Origin of the sequence: Mariprofundus ferrinatatus (assembly GCF_002795825.1) — a bacterium.
Lineage (GTDB): Bacteria > Pseudomonadota > Zetaproteobacteria > Mariprofundales > Mariprofundaceae > Mariprofundus > Mariprofundus ferrinatatus.
In genome coordinates this window covers 562,045-578,743 of the sequence record NZ_CP018800.1, presented here as the reverse complement: position 1 = coordinate 578,743, position 16,699 = coordinate 562,045, and the positions used below count along the sequence as shown (strand labels likewise).

At 54.6% G+C, this 16,699-nt stretch carries 15 protein-coding genes; all 15 read right to left on the bottom strand.

The features are described 5' to 3' along the window. Positions 1–127: 127 nt before the first annotated feature. The 15 genes from priA to Ga0123462_RS02760 all read right to left on the bottom strand — a co-directional run bounded on the left by priA (position 128) and on the right by Ga0123462_RS02760 (position 16,694). Entirely contained in the window at positions 128–2,296 is a 2,169-nt protein-coding gene (priA, locus tag Ga0123462_RS02835) for a replication restart helicase PriA (RefSeq protein ID WP_100264903.1), read from the bottom strand. Further along, on the bottom strand, positions 2,280–4,145 hold the full coding sequence (locus Ga0123462_RS02830) for a polysaccharide biosynthesis protein (RefSeq protein ID WP_100264902.1): 1,866 nt from the start codon (positions 4,143–4,145) through the stop codon (positions 2,280–2,282). The genes priA and Ga0123462_RS02830 overlap by 17 nt, the downstream gene beginning before the upstream one ends. A 76-nt stretch (positions 4,146–4,221) precedes the next feature. Beyond that, positions 4,222–4,518: a ComEA family DNA-binding protein gene (locus tag Ga0123462_RS02825; protein WP_100264901.1), complete on the bottom strand. Its 297-nt coding sequence runs from the start codon at positions 4,516–4,518 to the stop codon at positions 4,222–4,224. A gap of 170 nt (positions 4,519–4,688) precedes the next feature. Continuing rightward, a complete protein-coding gene (locus tag Ga0123462_RS02820) occupies positions 4,689–5,921 on the bottom strand; it encodes an O-antigen ligase family protein (RefSeq protein WP_100264900.1) in 1,233 nt (410 codons plus the stop codon). After that, on the bottom strand, positions 5,918–6,895 hold the full coding sequence (locus Ga0123462_RS02815; protein ID WP_198507377.1) for an MraY family glycosyltransferase: 978 nt from the start codon (positions 6,893–6,895) through the stop codon (positions 5,918–5,920). Before Ga0123462_RS02815 ends, Ga0123462_RS02820 begins: the two co-directional genes overlap by 4 nt. Next, the gene (locus tag Ga0123462_RS02810) at positions 6,892–8,046 is read right to left on the bottom strand and encodes an O-antigen ligase family protein (protein ID WP_157821242.1); all 1,155 of its coding nucleotides are present in this window, start codon (positions 8,044–8,046) and stop codon (positions 6,892–6,894) included. The genes Ga0123462_RS02815 and Ga0123462_RS02810 overlap by 4 nt, the downstream gene beginning before the upstream one ends. 67 nt (positions 8,047–8,113) lie before the next feature. Next, on the bottom strand, positions 8,114–9,286 hold the full coding sequence (locus Ga0123462_RS02805) for a DegT/DnrJ/EryC1/StrS family aminotransferase (protein WP_100264898.1): 1,173 nt from the start codon (positions 9,284–9,286) through the stop codon (positions 8,114–8,116). After that, a complete protein-coding gene (locus Ga0123462_RS02800; RefSeq protein ID WP_100264897.1) occupies positions 9,286–9,921 on the bottom strand; it encodes an acetyltransferase in 636 nt (211 codons plus the stop codon). Before Ga0123462_RS02800 ends, Ga0123462_RS02805 begins: the two co-directional genes overlap by 1 nt. Beyond that, the gene (locus Ga0123462_RS02795) at positions 9,918–10,508 is read right to left on the bottom strand and encodes a sugar transferase (protein WP_100264896.1); all 591 of its coding nucleotides are present in this window, start codon (positions 10,506–10,508) and stop codon (positions 9,918–9,920) included. Before Ga0123462_RS02795 ends, Ga0123462_RS02800 begins: the two co-directional genes overlap by 4 nt. Next, entirely contained in the window at positions 10,505–11,704 is a 1,200-nt protein-coding gene (locus tag Ga0123462_RS02790; RefSeq protein WP_198507376.1) for a glycosyltransferase family 4 protein, read from the bottom strand. The genes Ga0123462_RS02795 and Ga0123462_RS02790 overlap by 4 nt, the downstream gene beginning before the upstream one ends. Continuing rightward, the gene (locus Ga0123462_RS02780) at positions 11,701–13,056 is read right to left on the bottom strand and encodes an oligosaccharide flippase family protein (RefSeq protein ID WP_100264894.1); all 1,356 of its coding nucleotides are present in this window, start codon (positions 13,054–13,056) and stop codon (positions 11,701–11,703) included. The genes Ga0123462_RS02790 and Ga0123462_RS02780 overlap by 4 nt, the downstream gene beginning before the upstream one ends. Next, positions 13,057–13,689 carry a CatB-related O-acetyltransferase gene (locus Ga0123462_RS11605; RefSeq protein WP_100264893.1) on the bottom strand — a complete coding sequence of 211 codons (633 nt, stop codon included), beginning with the start codon at positions 13,687–13,689 and terminating at the stop codon, positions 13,057–13,059. It abuts the gene before it with no gap. Positions 13,690–13,844: 155 nt separating this feature from the next. Then, the gene (locus Ga0123462_RS02770) at positions 13,845–14,705 is read right to left on the bottom strand and encodes an NAD-dependent epimerase/dehydratase family protein (protein ID WP_100264892.1); all 861 of its coding nucleotides are present in this window, start codon (positions 14,703–14,705) and stop codon (positions 13,845–13,847) included. Continuing rightward, positions 14,702–15,580, bottom strand: a complete 879-nt coding sequence (locus Ga0123462_RS02765) for a glycosyltransferase family 2 protein (protein ID WP_100264891.1) — start codon at positions 15,578–15,580, stop codon at positions 14,702–14,704. Before Ga0123462_RS02765 ends, Ga0123462_RS02770 begins: the two co-directional genes overlap by 4 nt. Positions 15,581–15,632: 52 nt before the next feature. Further along, on the bottom strand, positions 15,633–16,694 hold the full coding sequence (locus Ga0123462_RS02760; RefSeq protein WP_100264890.1) for an acyltransferase family protein: 1,062 nt from the start codon (positions 16,692–16,694) through the stop codon (positions 15,633–15,635). Positions 16,695–16,699 lie beyond the last annotated feature (5 nt).

Sequence of the window (16,699 nt, the reverse complement as noted above, 5' to 3'; positions counted from 1 at the left end):
ACTCTATGAAGCAATAAAAAAAAAAGAAACGCTTGTTCGTGAGGAAGTATCACACCACAATTTCTCAGGATAGAGAAATTGGACGTGCCAAAGGCACGCCCCCGAAGGGTGTAGGTACAGGATGTGCCTACATCATATCTTGAGGATCGACATCGACACGGATGCGGACGTCGCGTGGCGGCTGCATACCCGAGAGCAGCGGTTGCAGCTTCCATGGCAGCAGCTTCCGTGAGGCATCGCGCAGCAGTACCTCAATACGGAACTTACCGGCCACCCGCTCCATCGGACAGGGCATCGGGCCTGTGATGTTAATGCCATCAAATTTCTCGCAGTGACGCGCAAACTGGCTGGCCACCTCGGTGGCCCGTTCGATCTTGTTCGATGAGAATACCAGCCGCACCCAGCGCGCATAGGGGGGATAGTGCAGCATCTCGCGCAGGCTGAGTTCCTCGTCGAGCGTGGCGATCGCCTCATCCTCGGAGATGCGCGATAGCCATCCGGCCTCGGGCATGCGCGTCTGGATAATCACGCGGCCGCGCTTCTCGCTGCGCCCTGCGCGGCCTGTCACCTGCGTCATCTGCTGCCACCAGCGCTCGCCGGCCCTGAAATCGGGCAGGCTGACACCCAGATCGGCATTGACCACGCCGACCAGTGTCACATTGGGAAAATCGTGCCCCTTCACAAGCATCTGTGTACCGATCAGGCAATCAAGCTCCCCGCTCTCAAATAAAGAGAGCGTATTCTCAAGCCTGGAGTGGCTGGTGATCACATCGCGGTCGAAACGCTCGAAGCGGAGTTCGGGAAGATGCTCATTCAACCACTCCTCCAGCTTCTCCATCCCCTCGCCGAGCGGCATCAGGGCATCCTCGCCACAAGATTCGCAGGTTTTCGGCACCCTGCGCCTGAAACCGCATGTATGGCAGCGGAGCTGGCCCGCCCTTCGGTGCAGCGTCAAGCGTATCGAACAACCGGGACACTCCGGCACATCGCCGCAGGCGGTACACTGCAGCGCCGGTGCATAGCCGCGCCGATTGAGGAAGAGGATCGACTGGTCGCCCGCCTCTTTCGTTTCATTTAAGGCTGCGAGCAGTGCATCGGAGACCGGAGCATCAACGCCGCGCATATCGACGGTTTCGGAGCGGACAGAGGCGTGTTTGGCGATCCGATCTGGAAGATCGAGCCGCTTATAATTTCCTGCCTTCACCTGCCGCCAGCTCTCCAGGCTCGGGGTGGCGGAGCCCAGCACTACAGGGATATCGAGCTCCTGCGCCAGCAGCAGGGCCATGTCGCGCGCCGAATAGGTCATCCCCTCCTGCTGCTTGAAACTGGCATCATGCTCCTCGTCGACGACGATCATCTTCAGCTTCGGCAGCGGCAGGAATAGCGCTGAGCGGGTACCGATCAACACATCGGTGGAATCGAGATGCTGGCGAATCCGTAACCGTTCAGCCCCTGTCAAAGCGGAGTGCCATGTGGCAACCCGCGGAAAGCGGGAGGTGAGTCTGGCCAGCCACATCGGTGTCAATCCGATCTCCGGCACCAGTACCAGCACCTGGCCACCGTTTGCCACAACCGATTCGGCCGCCTTAAGATAAACCTCGGTCTTGCCCGAACCGGTGCGGCCGAAAAGCAGGCAGGGATTAAAGATGTCGGGCTTGCCAGTGAGCGCATCAATAGCCCGCTGCTGACCTGTGGTTGCAGTCAGTTCACGGGACAGGCTTTCCTCGCTGCAAGGATGGAACGGCTCTGCTTTAACCTCCTCCACAAGGCCATCTTTCACTGCCAGAGAAAGGAGGTGGCGAACGGCTGTTTTGTAGCCGGCAGCAGCAGCGCGTTTCAGTACAGTTTTCAGGGTTACTGCTGCCCGGGTTGGAAACAGTGCCAAGAGCAGGGGGTCGTCGGAAAGCTTGGCCGGATCACCGCAGCGGAAACGGCGCAGATCATCCTGCAGTGCCCAGCCGAGCGCTGTACTCCAGAGCTCACCAGGCGAGGCGAGATAGTAGCGCCCTACCCGCTCCAGCCAGGCCAGCCGCGCAGCATCGAGTAGCGGCACCGCATCGAGGCGGTCAGCCACAGGTTTGTAATCCGGAGCCATGTCGTCCGGAACGGCCGTGATCTCAAGAACAAGCCCGAAGCGGCTTCCCTTACCGAACGGAACCTGAACACGAACTCCTTTCAGAGGCTTGCCGAGAGACTTCGGCCAGAGATAGGTAAAGCTGCCGGGCAGCGGTGAAAAGACCGCGACTTCTACAGCGAGATGTTGATCGGGTGACTCCGGGTCAGGCTGCGGGCTCATTCCCCAATGATTGCGTAAAATCCGCCTCCGGCACAAGCTGTTTCAGCTCGTTATAGATCAGGTGCACATCCCGTTTGTCGCAGGCTTCTCGAAGTTCCGCCATCACCCTGTTCATCGCTTCCCAATCCACCTCGCGGCTTGCCGAGAGCATAACCTTAGGATGGGTGGTTGGTGCCAGCGCCTCAGACTCATGGAACAGCTCCTCATAGAGCTTCTCTCCTGGCCTCAAGCCAGTAAATTTGATTTCGATATCACGGCCCGGCTCAAGGCCAGCAAGGCGGATCATCTGCTCGGCCAGATCGACAATCTTCACCGGCTCACCCATATCCAGCACGAAGATTTCGCCCCCCTCGCCCATGCTTCCAGCCTGCAGGATCAGGCTTACCGCCTCGGGAATGGTCATAAAGTAGCGGGTGATATCGGGATGCGTGACTGTAACCGGGCCGCCCGCCTCAATCTGCTTGCGAAACAGCGGCACCACGGAGCCGGCCGAGCCGAGCACATTACCGAACCGGGTAGTAATAAAGGCAGTTGATCCGCTGCGACGATTGAGATTCTGACAGTAGATCTCGGCCGTACGCTTGGTCGCCCCCATGACATTGGTCGGATTGACCGCTTTGTCGGTAGATACCTGGACAAACTTCTTCACGCCGAATTCGACTGCCATATCTGCAAGCTGGCAGGTGCCGAAGACATTGGTCTTCACCCCTTCTGCCGGGTTCTCCTCAACCAGCGGCACATGTTTATAGGCGGCAGCATTAAACACCAGATCCGGTCTGAAATGATCGAAAATCCACCGCATGCGTGATTGATCGCGGATATCGCCCAGAACTCCGTGCAGTTCGCATCCATCCGGCAACACCCCTCGAATCTCCTGTTCGATGGTGTAGAGGTTGAACTCTCCGTGATCGAGCAGGATCAGGAGCGCCGGCTTGTGCCTGATGATCTGACGGCACAGTTCTGAACCGATCGAGCCTCCGGACCCTGTCACAAGGACAGAGCGACCGGTCAGCAGTTGATGGATTCCGGAATAATCGAGCACAACGGGGTCTCGGCCCAGCAGATCCTCAATCTGAACCTGCCTGAGACTGGACACCTCCACCTTGCCATCGGCGAGGTCGGCGACCGAAGGAAGCGTACGACAGGGTATATTGCAATTCTGGCACTGTATCACAACCTGTTTGATCAGCTGCTGAGAGGCCGAAGGCAATGCCAACAGAACCACCTCTATGTCGCGATCCTCAATGACCTCCGCCAGTCTGGATATTGTTCCGATGACACGAACACCATGGATCTCCTGCCCCTGCCTGCGTTCGGAATCATCGAGAAACCCTGCCGGCTCATAGGGGCCGGATTTAAGCAGATCGCGAACCAGAAGTTCGCCCGCCTCGCCAGCGCCGATAAGCAGCGCCCGCTTCTTCTCATAACTGGTAATATTAAGGCTCCTGTCCTTAATCCAGCGATACAGAAGCCTGGATCCGGCCAACCCGATGATCAAGATCGAGGGGTAGAGAACCAGAACACTCCTCGGCACACCTTCAAGGCGGAGGAGAATAAATAGCACCACAAAGTTGATAAGCACGCCGACAACGACCGCCTTGAAAATACGAAGCAGATCGGGCAAGGATGCAAAACGCCAGATGCCGCGATAAAGACCGAAGAACCAGTAGGCCAGCGCATGCGCCGGCAGGCCGACAATAATCATCAATTGGGAGGTGCGGACATATTCGACCGGAATATCACCGAGATTAAACCGTAGCCAGTAAGCGAACCACACAGCTACAGGAATCCACACAAGATCGTGTGCCATCACCAGCAGAGGATTCCGTAAAGCCCTGAATTTGCTCATGCGGCCATGCTTCACAAAAAAGATGGCGCGGCAATCTCTATCCGTGAAACCGCCGCGCCACTTGAATCCCTGTCTACTAATGCGCGGCCTTTTCCTCCGCATCCGTTCCGCCAACTGCAACGGCATCACGGATGGTGGCCAGTTTTTTCTCACCAATTCCTTTGACATTGAGCAGATCATCCACTTTGGCAAATGCCCCGTGTTCATCACGGTACGCGACAATGGCCGCAGCTGTCTTCTCGCCAATTCCTTTCACAGCCGTAAGTTGCTCCACATTGGCTGTGTTGAGATTGACCGCATCACCGGCATATACCGGCGCGGCCAGCATGAAAACAGCAACAAACAGAGATACTAGAATATTTTTTAGTTTCATTAGTTACCTCCTTCTAGAATTTCTCTGTTGCCGGACAATCCTGTTCCAGGCAAGTATCTATCAGTATAGCAGGATATTTTATCCTGCCAGCTAGCTAATGGTGTAGCTTCCAGCGAACGAATTTATAAGGATGGAGTGGCAAAATTCAGTACCGTTTTAGTTGAACAGGCTTACCCTTGAGCGTCGCTCTTCCCGCGCAATCCGGACAACCCTGCACCCAGCAGAAGGACAGCCAGGATGGCAGAGAAATGCTCTTCCAAAGAGGTGGAGGTGAATCCGTGAACAGCGAGCGCCAGTGCGGGAAGAAACACAAGCGATGCCTGGCTGTTTTCACGCCAGTCAGCCCGCCACCCCTCACGCATCCAGATGTAGAGCAGCATCACTAACATCATAACGCCTGCCGGACCCCAGCGGACCAGTGCCAGCAGATACTGGTTATGCGGATGCGCTGTTGGCCGCAATAATGTCCTTCCCTTTTCTCTCAGATTCTCAAGTGCGCTTGGAAATCCCCCAGTTCCGACGCCAAGCACCGGGCTTTCCAGATAGATATCGAGGCTTGCCTCCCACATCTGCAGTCGCTCATCCGCAGCCTTTACAGCGTTCTTCTGCCAGAACCCTGAAGCTTCTTTTTCTTGACCAATGATAAGCTTCCAGGTTCCAATCACCCTCTCTTCGGCTGGGCCAATAGACAATATCGTGCCAATCACCACAACCAATGCTGATATCAGCATCACCATCTGCTTCCAGCTCCCCTGCCTGATCAGATATTTAATGATGACAGCCACGGTAAGCAGGAAGGCAATCAGGTAACCACTTCGCCCCTGTGCTGCAAAAATCATTACATAGGACCAGGCGGCAAGAATCCAGAAGAGTCCGCGCAACCTGCCCCGAGAACTCCAGCCTGCAATGATCAACCAAGCAGCCCAAACGCCGTAGACAAAGCCAAAACCGATATGGCCGATATGACCGGTTGCATTATCAGCACTGGAACCGACGGTTGTCACATGCACGTAGCCGAATGATTGCATTACACAGTAAAACAGGTGAAGTGTCAGGCCGGCTGAAAGGGCAATAAGAAAATAGTTGCGCCACTTTTGTTCCGCCAGCGATGCGATAACGACCGGAAGCAGCATCCAGAACCAGTGGCGCCCGACAATATGCCCCCCCCACTGGATGTCCTCGCTCCACAGCAGGCCAAGTAGAAGAAGAGAAACGTATGCACACAGAACCAGTGTTAGAGAGCGATGCTGGCTCCAGCACTCTTTCGCCCCCTGCCACCATAAGCCGGATACAATCCCTGCGGCCAGAGCAAAGGCCAAGGCGCCATTGGAGGCTGCAACGGAAAAAGGAAATGTTAACCCAGCGATACAAAGGAACCCATTTGTAACCAGCAAGCGGTTCATCTAATTCCTGACTCCAGCTGACTGACAAAAAAGCCTACGCCGACATATACCCCAGTCCACACGAACAGATTGATCACGCTTACAGCAGGGTGACCGATCCCATGGGCCAGCAGTGCGGTGCTTCCTGCTGCCAGCATCAGGCCATATTCGAACAGAACGGTTCTCTTATGCCCCCAGCCCAGACGGACAAGACGCTGGTAGTAATGGGAGCAGTGCGCTTCCCATATGCGCTCACGATTTATGATACGCCGGCCAAGCGTTACGGTGGCATCGACGATGAACGGTGAAAAAACCATTATCGGAAGCCAGATCGGAAACAGCTGCAGCTTGATCCCCCAGAGCGACAGTGCTGCAGCCAGCAGGCCCAGGGTGGTTGATCCGGTATCGCCCATAAAGATGCGAGCAGGCGGAAAATTAAATAACAGGAATCCCAATGCGCTTACAGAAACAGTCCAGCAGAGCAGGGCATAGACCTCTACGCCTGATAACCAGCCGACCAAACCCAGGAATCCAAAACCGATAGATGCCATGCCACCGGCAAATCCATCCATGCCGTCCATAAAATTGTACAGATTAAGCATCCAGACAATCGCGAGGAAACTTGCAATCAATCCAACCCAGCCCCACGGCAAGACAAAACCGCCCGCCAGGATCATGGCTGCAGCGGCCAGGTGTACCATCAAGCGTATCCGCACAGGGAGTTCAAAGAGGTCATCCAGCAGCGACACCATCGCAACAATGAAAGCTGCCGCAGAGACCCAGATGAAACCTTCGGGCATTCCATACTGGCCAAGCACGACTCCCCAGCCTGCAGTCACTCCCAGCAATATTGCTATGCCACCGCAACGTGGCACGGCATTGGTATGCAGTGATCTCTCATTGGGATAATCAAGAATCATCAGGAAATTGCGGCCTGAAACCATCCACCATGTCATGGCCCCCGCAACGACTAACGATAGCAGTAACGCAATCACTCCTTCTCCCCTTTGACGTCCATCTCTGTTCTGGCCATACCAAACGCGAGCATCATGGCCAGGAATATGCCTGAAAAGTGCTGCTCCGGTGTAGGTGAAAAGATGCTATCCACAGCAAAGGCGACGCCGCTCAGGGTAACCACTATAGCATGCCTCTGCCCCTCCAGTTCCATTCTCATTCCACACCGTATCCAGCTTAACAGCCAGCCAGCCAGCACAATCAGCCCTGCCGGACCCCAGCTGCTAAATACCTGCACATACATGTTGTGCGGATGCGATGGTGGGTATTTCTCAAGACCTGAATAAACCAGATCCGGCCTCTGTTCATACAGTCTGGCAGAAGCCTCAGCATATCCACCTGTTCCAACGCCAAGAACAGGGTGCTGCTTCCATGCCTCCCAACCAATCAACCAGAACGACCAGCGCGGATCCGCCTTCTGCACATCCCCCTCCATAACACCCTGCACTTTCTCGAAGGTGTCCTGCATTCGGGCTTTTCCGGCATCGGAGGAAACAGCAACCAGCCCGAGAAGCAGCACAGAAATACCGGCCAGCAGCAAGGTACGCAGTGACAGACGGGTATGCTTGGCCACCACTATGAAAATCAGAGCTACGGTAACAATGTAACCGGCCCGTCCCTGGGCGGCAAAAACCATCACCCACGACCAACCTGCCAGGCCCCAAGCCAGCCAGCGCAGTGCTCCTCTTCTCTGCCAACCCCGGTGCAGCAGCCAGGCAGCCCAGATGCCGTAAATAAGACCGAATCCGATATGGCCGATGTGGCCGGTCGCATTCTCGGTCCACGAGCCGCTGTTCTCAACCACATAGAGGCCAAAACGTTGTAGCACGCAGAGCACAAGATTCAGGGTAAGGGCTACCGATAACGCAAGACCAAAGCGCCGATGCCAAACTCCATCGCGCATCACCGCCAGCATCAGAGGTAATAATAGCCAGAACCAGTAATGTGCCGCCGTTTCCAGTCCGAACTGCATGTTCAGACTCCACAGAACCCCTGAAACCAGCAGCAGAAAGTAAGCGGCCATCCAGCCAGCCAGGTTACGGTGCGATCGCCACAGCTCTAACAAACCCTGCCAGAGCAACCCCGACAGCATTCCCAGCCCCAGGGCTATTCCCAACATCACATTGGTCATGGCTACAGAATAGGGAAACGCCAGTGCCCCCAGACATAGCACAGCTCCAACAATTGGCAGGGCTTTTTCAGCCAGCTGCGGCAACACGCATCACCTTTTCAACTGCACTGGCTACCAGATCCAGCTCAGACTCTCCGAGAGTCGGGTGAAGCAGAAAAGAGAGGCTGCGCTCACCGGCAAGCTTTGCTTTCGGTAGACGCAACCCATCCGGCCAACCGATAGTCTCGAAGGCCCTCTCCCTGTAAATCTCACTGCAGCTGCCATGAAATACCGGCACGCCTTCGGCCAGAATTGCTTCGACGATTCTATTCTGATCCCATACCTCACACAGACATTCCTGGCGCAGTACCACATAGAGCCGGTACCAGGCATGCCGGATATGCGAGGGAAGTCCCGGGACATACAGGCCGTGAACCTTTCTCAATTTCCCGGAAAGATAGTCGGCATTCTGCTGGCGCCTTGCCTGGGTCTCATCCAGATTTCTCAGTTGGATGCGACCGATCGCGGCCTGCATCTCGGTCATGCGCCAGTTGGTGCCGAAGCTTGAGTGCAGCCAGCGGTGCCCCGGAGGGTGATCATGGCGGTGAACCAGATTATAATCCTTTCCGTGATCCTTGTAGGCCCATGCCCTGCGCCATGCCGCCTCTTCCTTCAGCAGCAGCATCCCGCCTTCACCGCCGGTTGTCATGATTTTATCCTGACAAAATGAGAAGGCTGCGGCATCGCCGAAGGAGCCCACCGGCTTGCCGTTGTAGGCGGCGCCGTGTGCCTGGGCGCAGTCCTCGATCAGTCGCAGGTTGTGGCATCGGGCGATTTCAGCAATTTGCTCCATCTCGCAAGGCCAACCGCCAAGATGCACGACGATGATCGCTTTTGTTTTCGGGGTAATCGCAGCTTCAATTTTTTCAGGATCGATATTTTGCGTCTCCGGATCGATATCGACGAAGACCGGCTGGCCGCCACGCATCACGACACTGCTGGCGGTCGCAATAAAGGTGCGGCACGGAACAATCACCTCATCTCCATGGCCGATCCCAAATGCATGCAGTGCCAACTCGAGCGCTACGGTTCCATTGGCCAGCGCAATCGCATACGGCACGCCGACATAGGAGGCATACTCAGCCTCGAACAGCTTTCCCTGCTCTCCCGTCCAGTAGTTCACCTTGCCGGATCGCAGTACCGCTCCGACTGCTGAGATCTCCTCCTCACTGTATCTGGGCCACTCGGGAAAATCCTTCACTACTCCAAACCTCCTGAAATACCTCTGGCAGGCACACCGACAACTGTCAGGCCGTCAGCTACGGGATTTATGACTGCTGCACCCGCTCCGACAGTCACCCGGCCACCTATTTCAATGCCGTGAATCACCGAACAGCCGATTCCGAGCCAACTGCTATTCCCCACTCGAACATCGCCTCCGAGATGTGCCCCCGGGCAGACATGTACACCATCGCCGATCGTACAGTCATGGTCGATACTGGCAGCGGTATTGATGATGCAGCCCTGACCGATTCTGGCATCTGCCTGAATCGTGGCGTTGGCCATCACCACCGTTCCGGCTCCGACCGTTGCCGATGGACTTACCCATGCCGTCGGATGAATCAAACAAGGAATCTCGAATCCCTGCGCAGCGAGCATCGAGAGCCAGCCCAGTCGCATCGTGCTGTCCCCCACGGCGACAATCGCATGCGAGTAGGAATCGACCAGCCGTCTGGCATGCCTGACACCATCAACCACTGGCCAGCGCAGCGTGCCGTTCAGTACTTCATGCCTGTCATCGAGAAAGGCGATGGCCTGCCACCCTCCCGTTGCTTCCGCAATCTCAGCGACGACCTTGCCATGCCCGCCGGCACCCAGAATCAGCAACTGTCTCATTCGTTTCCTCTGAACCTTTCCATGGTCACGTGCCCTGACTGGGCAACCCCTTCTGAACGAAATACCTTCTTCACAGTCATCCACATTATCTTCAAATCGAGAAAAAATGAATGATTATCTACATACCAGACATCATATTTGAATTTATCTTTCCAACTAATGGCATTACGACCGTTGACCTGTGCCCAACCGGTAATGCCTGGCCTGACCTCATGGCGCCGCGCCTGCTCGGGCGAGTAGAGCGGAAGATACTCCATCAACAGCGGTCTCGGACCCACCATGCTCATATCACCTTTAACGACATTGAACAGCTGCGGCAGTTCGTCAATACTCAACCTTCGCAGCCAGGCTCCGACCCGCCCGAGGCGCTGTTCGTCCGGCAGCGGATTTCCATCGACATCCTGCTGGCCGCTCATCGTGCGCAGTTTATACAACCTGAACGGCTCTCCACGCAGACCCGGACGAAGCTGAATGAACATGACCGGCGATCCTATCGCAAGCCGCACCAGCAGCATACCGGCCAGCAGAAGCGGCCAGACAAACACTAGCAGAGAGAGCGCTACAACAAGATCGAAAAGACGCTTCATGCCACCATCTCCCGTGCATAAGCGTTCGAATCAAAGAACGCCGGCGCCTCACTACCCTCAAGCAGATGGCGGTAAATCCCGACCACCTCAGCAGCGGTCCGGTGAACATCAAACATATGTGTTACAAGTTTCTGACCTCTTCGGGCCATCACTCTAAGCTCATCCGGATGATCCAGCGTACGATTCATGGCTTCTGCCAACTGGTCTATATCGCCTCCGTCCACCAGCAATCCGGTAACGCCATCAATGACAACCTCAGGCAGGCCGCCTACACGTGCAGCAATCACCGGAATCCCTGCCTGCAGCGGCTCAACCACGCCGCCGCAATTCTCTGAAGCGGGCACATGTACAGCCAGATCGAAGTCCTCCCATGCGGCCAGCACCTCTTCGGAAGCCATATGACCGGGCATCAGGATTCGACCGCCCCCAATCCTGTCAGCCATTTTTTTCAGTCGTTCTTCATAACTGTGGCCGCCTCCCCACTGGCTGCCTATCAACAGGCCAACAACGTCATCCCTTGCCGATAGCACCCTTCCCAGCGCCTCAATAACATCCTCGTGTCGCTTTAGACCTCTGCTCTGCCCCAAGTGGCGCTTGGGCGGGTAGAGATAGTTGATATTGCCGATTACCTTCACATCGTGACCGATACCAAGACGGGAACGCAGGGCTCCCCGCTTAGAGCGAACCGGCTGCAGACAATTACCGTAGTAACTCAGAAAGAGCCGCTCCCTGTCGATGCCAGCCTTGAGATAGTGATCGATAATACAGCGACTCGATCCGATCCAGAAATCGCTGCTGCCTGCCGTCGAGAGTTCCCAGTTGCGGAACAACGTGTGTTCCAGATGCAACGGCCCCGGAACCTGAAAAATACGGGGCGTCGTATGCTCGCTTCCGAGGGCGTAGCGCAGGACCAGTGACGTTCCAAAGAAATGACTATGGATAACATCCGGTCTGACCGTTTCCACCAATCGCCTGACCGATCGCAACAGACCAGAAAGCTTCCATGGCCTGCGAACAGGCAGATCCATCGCCAGTTCATGCAACTGCGCACCGGTTTGCCGCCACTGCTCGATAAACCGGCCATGCATCGAGGGAAGCACCACATGCACTTCAATGCCATGTGAAACAAGTTCCCGCACCTGGTCGACAGCCCAGCGAGCACCATCGACAGTCTTCACGACCTGCAGCACCCTCACGGTTCGACACTTCCTCTGCGAACAATCAGGTTGAACAACCGGACCACCGAAGGATCCACTCCGATAACCCGTTTGACACATGCAAGCATAAGGAGATTCCAGATAACCGCACCGGATAGCGTGGCAAAAGCCGCGCCTGCCATGCCGAAAGCCGGGATAAGCAATAGCGCCAGCAGCAGTTTTACAGTCACCCCGATCGCCATGTACCTTGCCGCTTCCATCTGGTATCCGGTAAGCGTCAGCAGCAGCATGACCGAGCCTGCCATGGCAACAACCATTTGCGCTGCGAGAAGTCCCATCAAAGGCATATATCCCTCTGAAAACTCAGCACCGAAAAAACCAAGAACCTCCTGTCCGAACAGAATCAGAACCACGGTTACCGGCAGGGCGAGCAGCAGCACGCCTCCTGTCGCCATCGTAACAAGCTTCTGCAGACCGGCATTGTCGCCGGTTGCATACATACGGACCATCATCGACGCGGCCGCAGCATTGGCCGATGCAATAATAAACAGGACAATTTCGGCCAGCCGGTTAGCGGCGGCATAGATGCCGGCAGATTCCGTATCGACCATCATACCAAGCAGCATGATATCGATCCTCCCGCCATCGACAGCCTGAAGTGCAACCAGAATAAAAAGCGGCCATGCAACGCCAATCCACTCGCGATCAAGGTAAAGTGGCCGGTTTGAGGAAACCTCTGAAGGCATAAATCTGCGCTGCCAGAACACTCCGATGAGGAATGCCGCCAGAATCGCGACCACATTCAGTGCCAGAGCGGTTGCGGCATCGACTCCCGTCGATGAAAGCAGAAACAGGCCACCAAGCAGTGCCAGCAAAAGCAGTGGCCGAATAATGAGCTCAGGAGAGAGTGCCCGGATGATCTGCTGTAACCCTCTTAATGTTGCCTGGCGAAGTCCGCCAAGCACCTGTAGCGGCAGCCCGACAATAGCCACTGTAAATGCTATGGCCACCGCAGACCCCCACTGTGCCTGAAACAGCCATACAACGCTGCCAACAACGGCGGCCAACAACAGGGCTGCAAGAAGAGACCAAGCATTGGTACGCTGTAACACCCCGCGCAGCGCACCCCATGACTCCCTGGCGATATAGGTGGGAACATAACGAAGCAGCGCATGATTAAAGCCCAGCGTGGCAATCAGCACAAAAACAAACATCCATGCTGTGACTGTCGCATACAGGCCGAACTGTGATACCCCCATCACTCTGGCCAGAACGATTTCAGAGAGGAGAATCAGCATGGCCCCTGCACCCTGAACAAGAAGAGCTCCGATGGCATCTCTGGCAAAAAGGTTACTTATGCTTGATCTGTTCAGCAAATCACCGGATTGCATTCAACGTTCGCCAGCGCCGTCTTCAGCAAGTAGAGCAGCAACTGCTTCGACATCATCACAGGCAGCTGCAAAAAGCCGGGCATGCCTGGCCTGCTCCGATTCGGACCACTCCCACCACTTTAATGCGGCAATGCGCCCGACCACTTCAGGAGGGAATCGATCCCGAATGATGCGAGCAGGGTTTCCGCCCGCCACTTTGTAGGGAGGAAGCGAGCGGGTAACCACTGAACCTGCTCCAATCACGGTCCCGTCTCCGATTTCAACACCGGCAAGAATAATCGCGCCATCGCCAATCCAGACATCGTTGCCGATCGTCACATCGCGCTTCCCTGACTCAATTGTCCTGCCGAGCACCCTGCTCTGGAGAAAGAAGTTGGTTGTGACCCTGTTCATGTCGTGGTTACTGGTTACGACACGCACTGCCTCACCGATCGCGCAGTAGCGGCCTATTTCCAGCCTGCCGCTTCCCCGACAGGCAAAACCGTTGCCGATACCCGTCCCATTCCCGGCGGAGAACCGGCATTTAATCCTTGTTCCGCGACCAAGAAACACACCCTGCCAGCGAAATCGCCCGACACGTAGCCAGGCGTTTACTGCCATCTGAGTAATTGATGTATCGAGCTTTAGTCTCATACTTCCCCGTAAGTTTCATCGCCTCTGTTGCACGTCTTAATCAACGATTCTCAACAATAACCGCCCATGCAGCCAAAGTGAACCAGAGTGGAAGGTCTAAGCCTGAGTATCCGCAATAATTTTTATTCTCATTCCAGGAAGCATCATACCGTAGATCACACACATGCATTGGACTCGAATGTGAATGGACGCGGGCAATAATCCAAATCCCTTGCCGCATCGCTATAGTCGAAAACAAGATCGATACTCATCCGCTCGAACATGGCAGGCGTAACATGCCTGAAAGCGGGCAACAGACGGACCAGATGCACCAGCAATCTGGCAACAACCAGAGGAATATTGATGAACCGAGGATTTCTGTTCTCCAATGTAAAAATCCGCTCCACGAACTCCCGATATGTCAGCGTTTCTCCTCCGCCGAGGTTGTAGCTACGATTTACGGCTGCATCGCTTTGCATAGCGGCAACCGCCGCCTGGGCCAAATCATCGGCATGCACCGGCATGCGCTTGCCCTTCCCGCCTCCAACCAGCGGGAACAGCCCGAATCGTCGGATCATCGACTGAACAAATGAGACATTCTTATCTCTTCCGGCACCGTAGATCATGGTCGGACGCAGAAGTGTCCAATCAATCCCCAATACTTCACATTGCCTTGAGAGTTCTTCCTCTGCCTCAATCAAACTTCTGATAATCGTCCGCTCATAAGGGCTCGATGAATCCTGCTTGGTGAAAACACTGGTGGAGCTGAAGGTAACCACCCGCTTAACTCCGGCTTTTTTAGCAGACTCCAGCCATCGGGGCACCAACGATAAAAAGCCCGCATGAATCCAGTAATCAAACGACTCCTGATCCATGAAGGGATCATCTGTTTGAAGGTCACGTACGACCCAGACTTCACTGTGTTCGCTTGAATAAGCATTGCGACTAACTGCGACCACATCCATTCCGATATCCTGAAGTCTAACCAACAAAAAACAGCCAATCTGTCCTGTGGCACCTGTTACAAGAACCCTCAACTAAACACCCTTTTGACTGATATCAGAACTGCCAGCAATGCGAAACGAACCCAGACAGCCGCAACCACTAACCACATCAGAATTGTCGGATACTGATGCCGGAAAAATTTCCGGTAGAATCGCACCATACCCTTGTGCTTGTGCCATTCAACGAAAACGGCCCTGCCTTCGGAGCATCCCCCCTTTTTATGGGTAATCTCCACATCGGGAACAAAAAGAATCTTCCGCCCTTTCTGTCTGAAGCGCATGCACCAATCAAGGTCCTCGCAATGAAGAAAATAGTTCTCATCCATAGGGCCAATCAATTCCAATGCATCTCTTTTAACCATCATGAAGGCACCTGATATCGCCTCCATTTCAACCGGGTGATCTGGCAACGGTTCATCCAGAAGCTGTATCCCCTTCTCACGCAGAAAAGGGAACGGCTTATCAAGGTGCAAAATCCGTATCAGTGTACGCGCTGGAGTTGGAACTCTACGACGGCATCCTGCCTGTTCACTTCCATTCGAGTTCAGAATCAGAGGTCCGGCCATTCCCACCTCTTCCCGTTTCTGCATCTCCACCATCATTCTTTCAATGGTTTCCGATTCAATAATGCAATCAGGATTAAGGAAAAGGAGATAATTCCCCGTGGCCGTCACCAAGGGAATGTTCGAGGCGGTTGCAAACCCGAGGTTTTGGTTGTTGGAAATTATGTGCAGCCGATCGTCTTCGATCCTGTTCCGAAGGTGCTCAATACTGCCATCTGTACTGCCATTATCAGATACAAACACTTCAACCGGCACGGATGAAGCCAGAACAGAGCAAACACAATCGGTAAGAAGTGCCCCACAGTTATAGTTAACGATGATCACAGAAACAGTCATCTGACTCATAGGTTCGCCACGCTACTTGCACCTGTAACGTTGGCCAAGTGGCATCCCACCTTTAGTTCATCTCAGCACGACGGTAATGTGAAGACCGACCCAACATGGGTCTCTCGACAAGGTGCCAGGAGAGGAACGCACATACGGATAGGGAAGCAACCCACATCAAGGCCCCGAGATACGGTTCGTTATCGAACATGCCAGTCGAGACAAAAAGCTGAATTAGCGGAAAATGCCATATATATATGCCGTAAGAAAAATCACCCCAGCGCCCCCAGCGGCCCAAACAGGGCATCACAGTTGCGACCCAGATAATCAGAACAGCCAGCGCCAATGGATAGAACGGGTACAAGAAAGACCATTCCCGAGCCGCAAAAAAAACAGTGGCGGCAGTGAGCAATATCCATATGTGCTTGCTTCTAAACTGATCGAAGTAATAAAACAGTAATGTGCCGGCCATAAAAAAGGCAAGTTGACCCGGCAGCTGTCTCTCCAAGGCAAGATAGAGAGCCCCGCCACCATGCTTGGCTATCCACTGCATCACCATCGAATAGAGAACAGATGCAATATAGATCAGGGCAATTGCACGCCAATGCCCAATCTTTCGCATAAACAGGACAAGCAGAGGCAGAACCAGATAGAACATCACTTCAATCTTGATCGTCCACAAGGCTCCATTCACCTCGTGCAGCCGATTATTCTCAAATACTCCTGGCAATTCAGGTGCCAGAAAGTTAAGAAACAGAAGGTTAGAGAGCAGGTAATATAGCCAATCCCCATCGAAGTAGGCTTCCAACGGAGCAGATGAAACAAGCACCAGCAATAATGCTGAAAGCGAGATGACAGCTAAGTATGCGGGATAGATTCTACGTGCCCTTTTCACAACGTAGCGCTTCAGCGATGTCGAGTTTTCATAACTCATTGCCACCAGAAAACCACTGACAACAAAAAAACCGTCCACAGCCAGGCTGGCATCCATCCATCTTCCCATCAATGAGAAGGCCGGATCGCTGGTCAATGCCCACAGATGAAAGCCTGCCACAGTTGCAGCCAGCAGCAGGCGCAAGAGATCAAAGTTATTACGCTCGTGGAGGCTCGCCGGCTTGATATCAGTCGGCTTCATACCTG

Coding starts and splice junctions, on each gene's coding strand:
- priA (WP_100264903.1), bottom strand. CDS start 2,296: ATGAGCCCGCAGCCTGACCCGGAGTCACCCGATCAACATCTCGCTGTA.
- Ga0123462_RS02830 (WP_100264902.1), bottom strand. CDS start 4,145: ATGAGCAAATTCAGGGCTTTACGGAATCCTCTGCTGGTGATGGCACAC.
- Ga0123462_RS02825 (WP_100264901.1), bottom strand. CDS start 4,518: ATGAAACTAAAAAATATTCTAGTATCTCTGTTTGTTGCTGTTTTCATG.
- Ga0123462_RS02820 (WP_100264900.1), bottom strand. CDS start 5,921: ATGAACCGCTTGCTGGTTACAAATGGGTTCCTTTGTATCGCTGGGTTA.
- Ga0123462_RS02810 (WP_157821242.1), bottom strand. CDS start 8,046: ATGACCAATGTGATGTTGGGAATAGCCCTGGGGCTGGGAATGCTGTCG.
- Ga0123462_RS02800 (WP_100264897.1), bottom strand. CDS start 9,921: ATGAGACAGTTGCTGATTCTGGGTGCCGGCGGGCATGGCAAGGTCGTC.
- Ga0123462_RS02795 (WP_100264896.1), bottom strand. CDS start 10,508: ATGAAGCGTCTTTTCGATCTTGTTGTAGCGCTCTCTCTGCTAGTGTTT.
- Ga0123462_RS02780 (WP_100264894.1), bottom strand. CDS start 13,056: ATGCAATCCGGTGATTTGCTGAACAGATCAAGCATAAGTAACCTTTTT.
- Ga0123462_RS11605 (WP_100264893.1), bottom strand. CDS start 13,689: ATGAGACTAAAGCTCGATACATCAATTACTCAGATGGCAGTAAACGCC.
- Ga0123462_RS02765 (WP_100264891.1), bottom strand. CDS start 15,580: ATGAGTCAGATGACTGTTTCTGTGATCATCGTTAACTATAACTGTGGG.
- Ga0123462_RS02760 (WP_100264890.1), bottom strand. CDS start 16,694: ATGAAGCCGACTGATATCAAGCCGGCGAGCCTCCACGAGCGTAATAAC.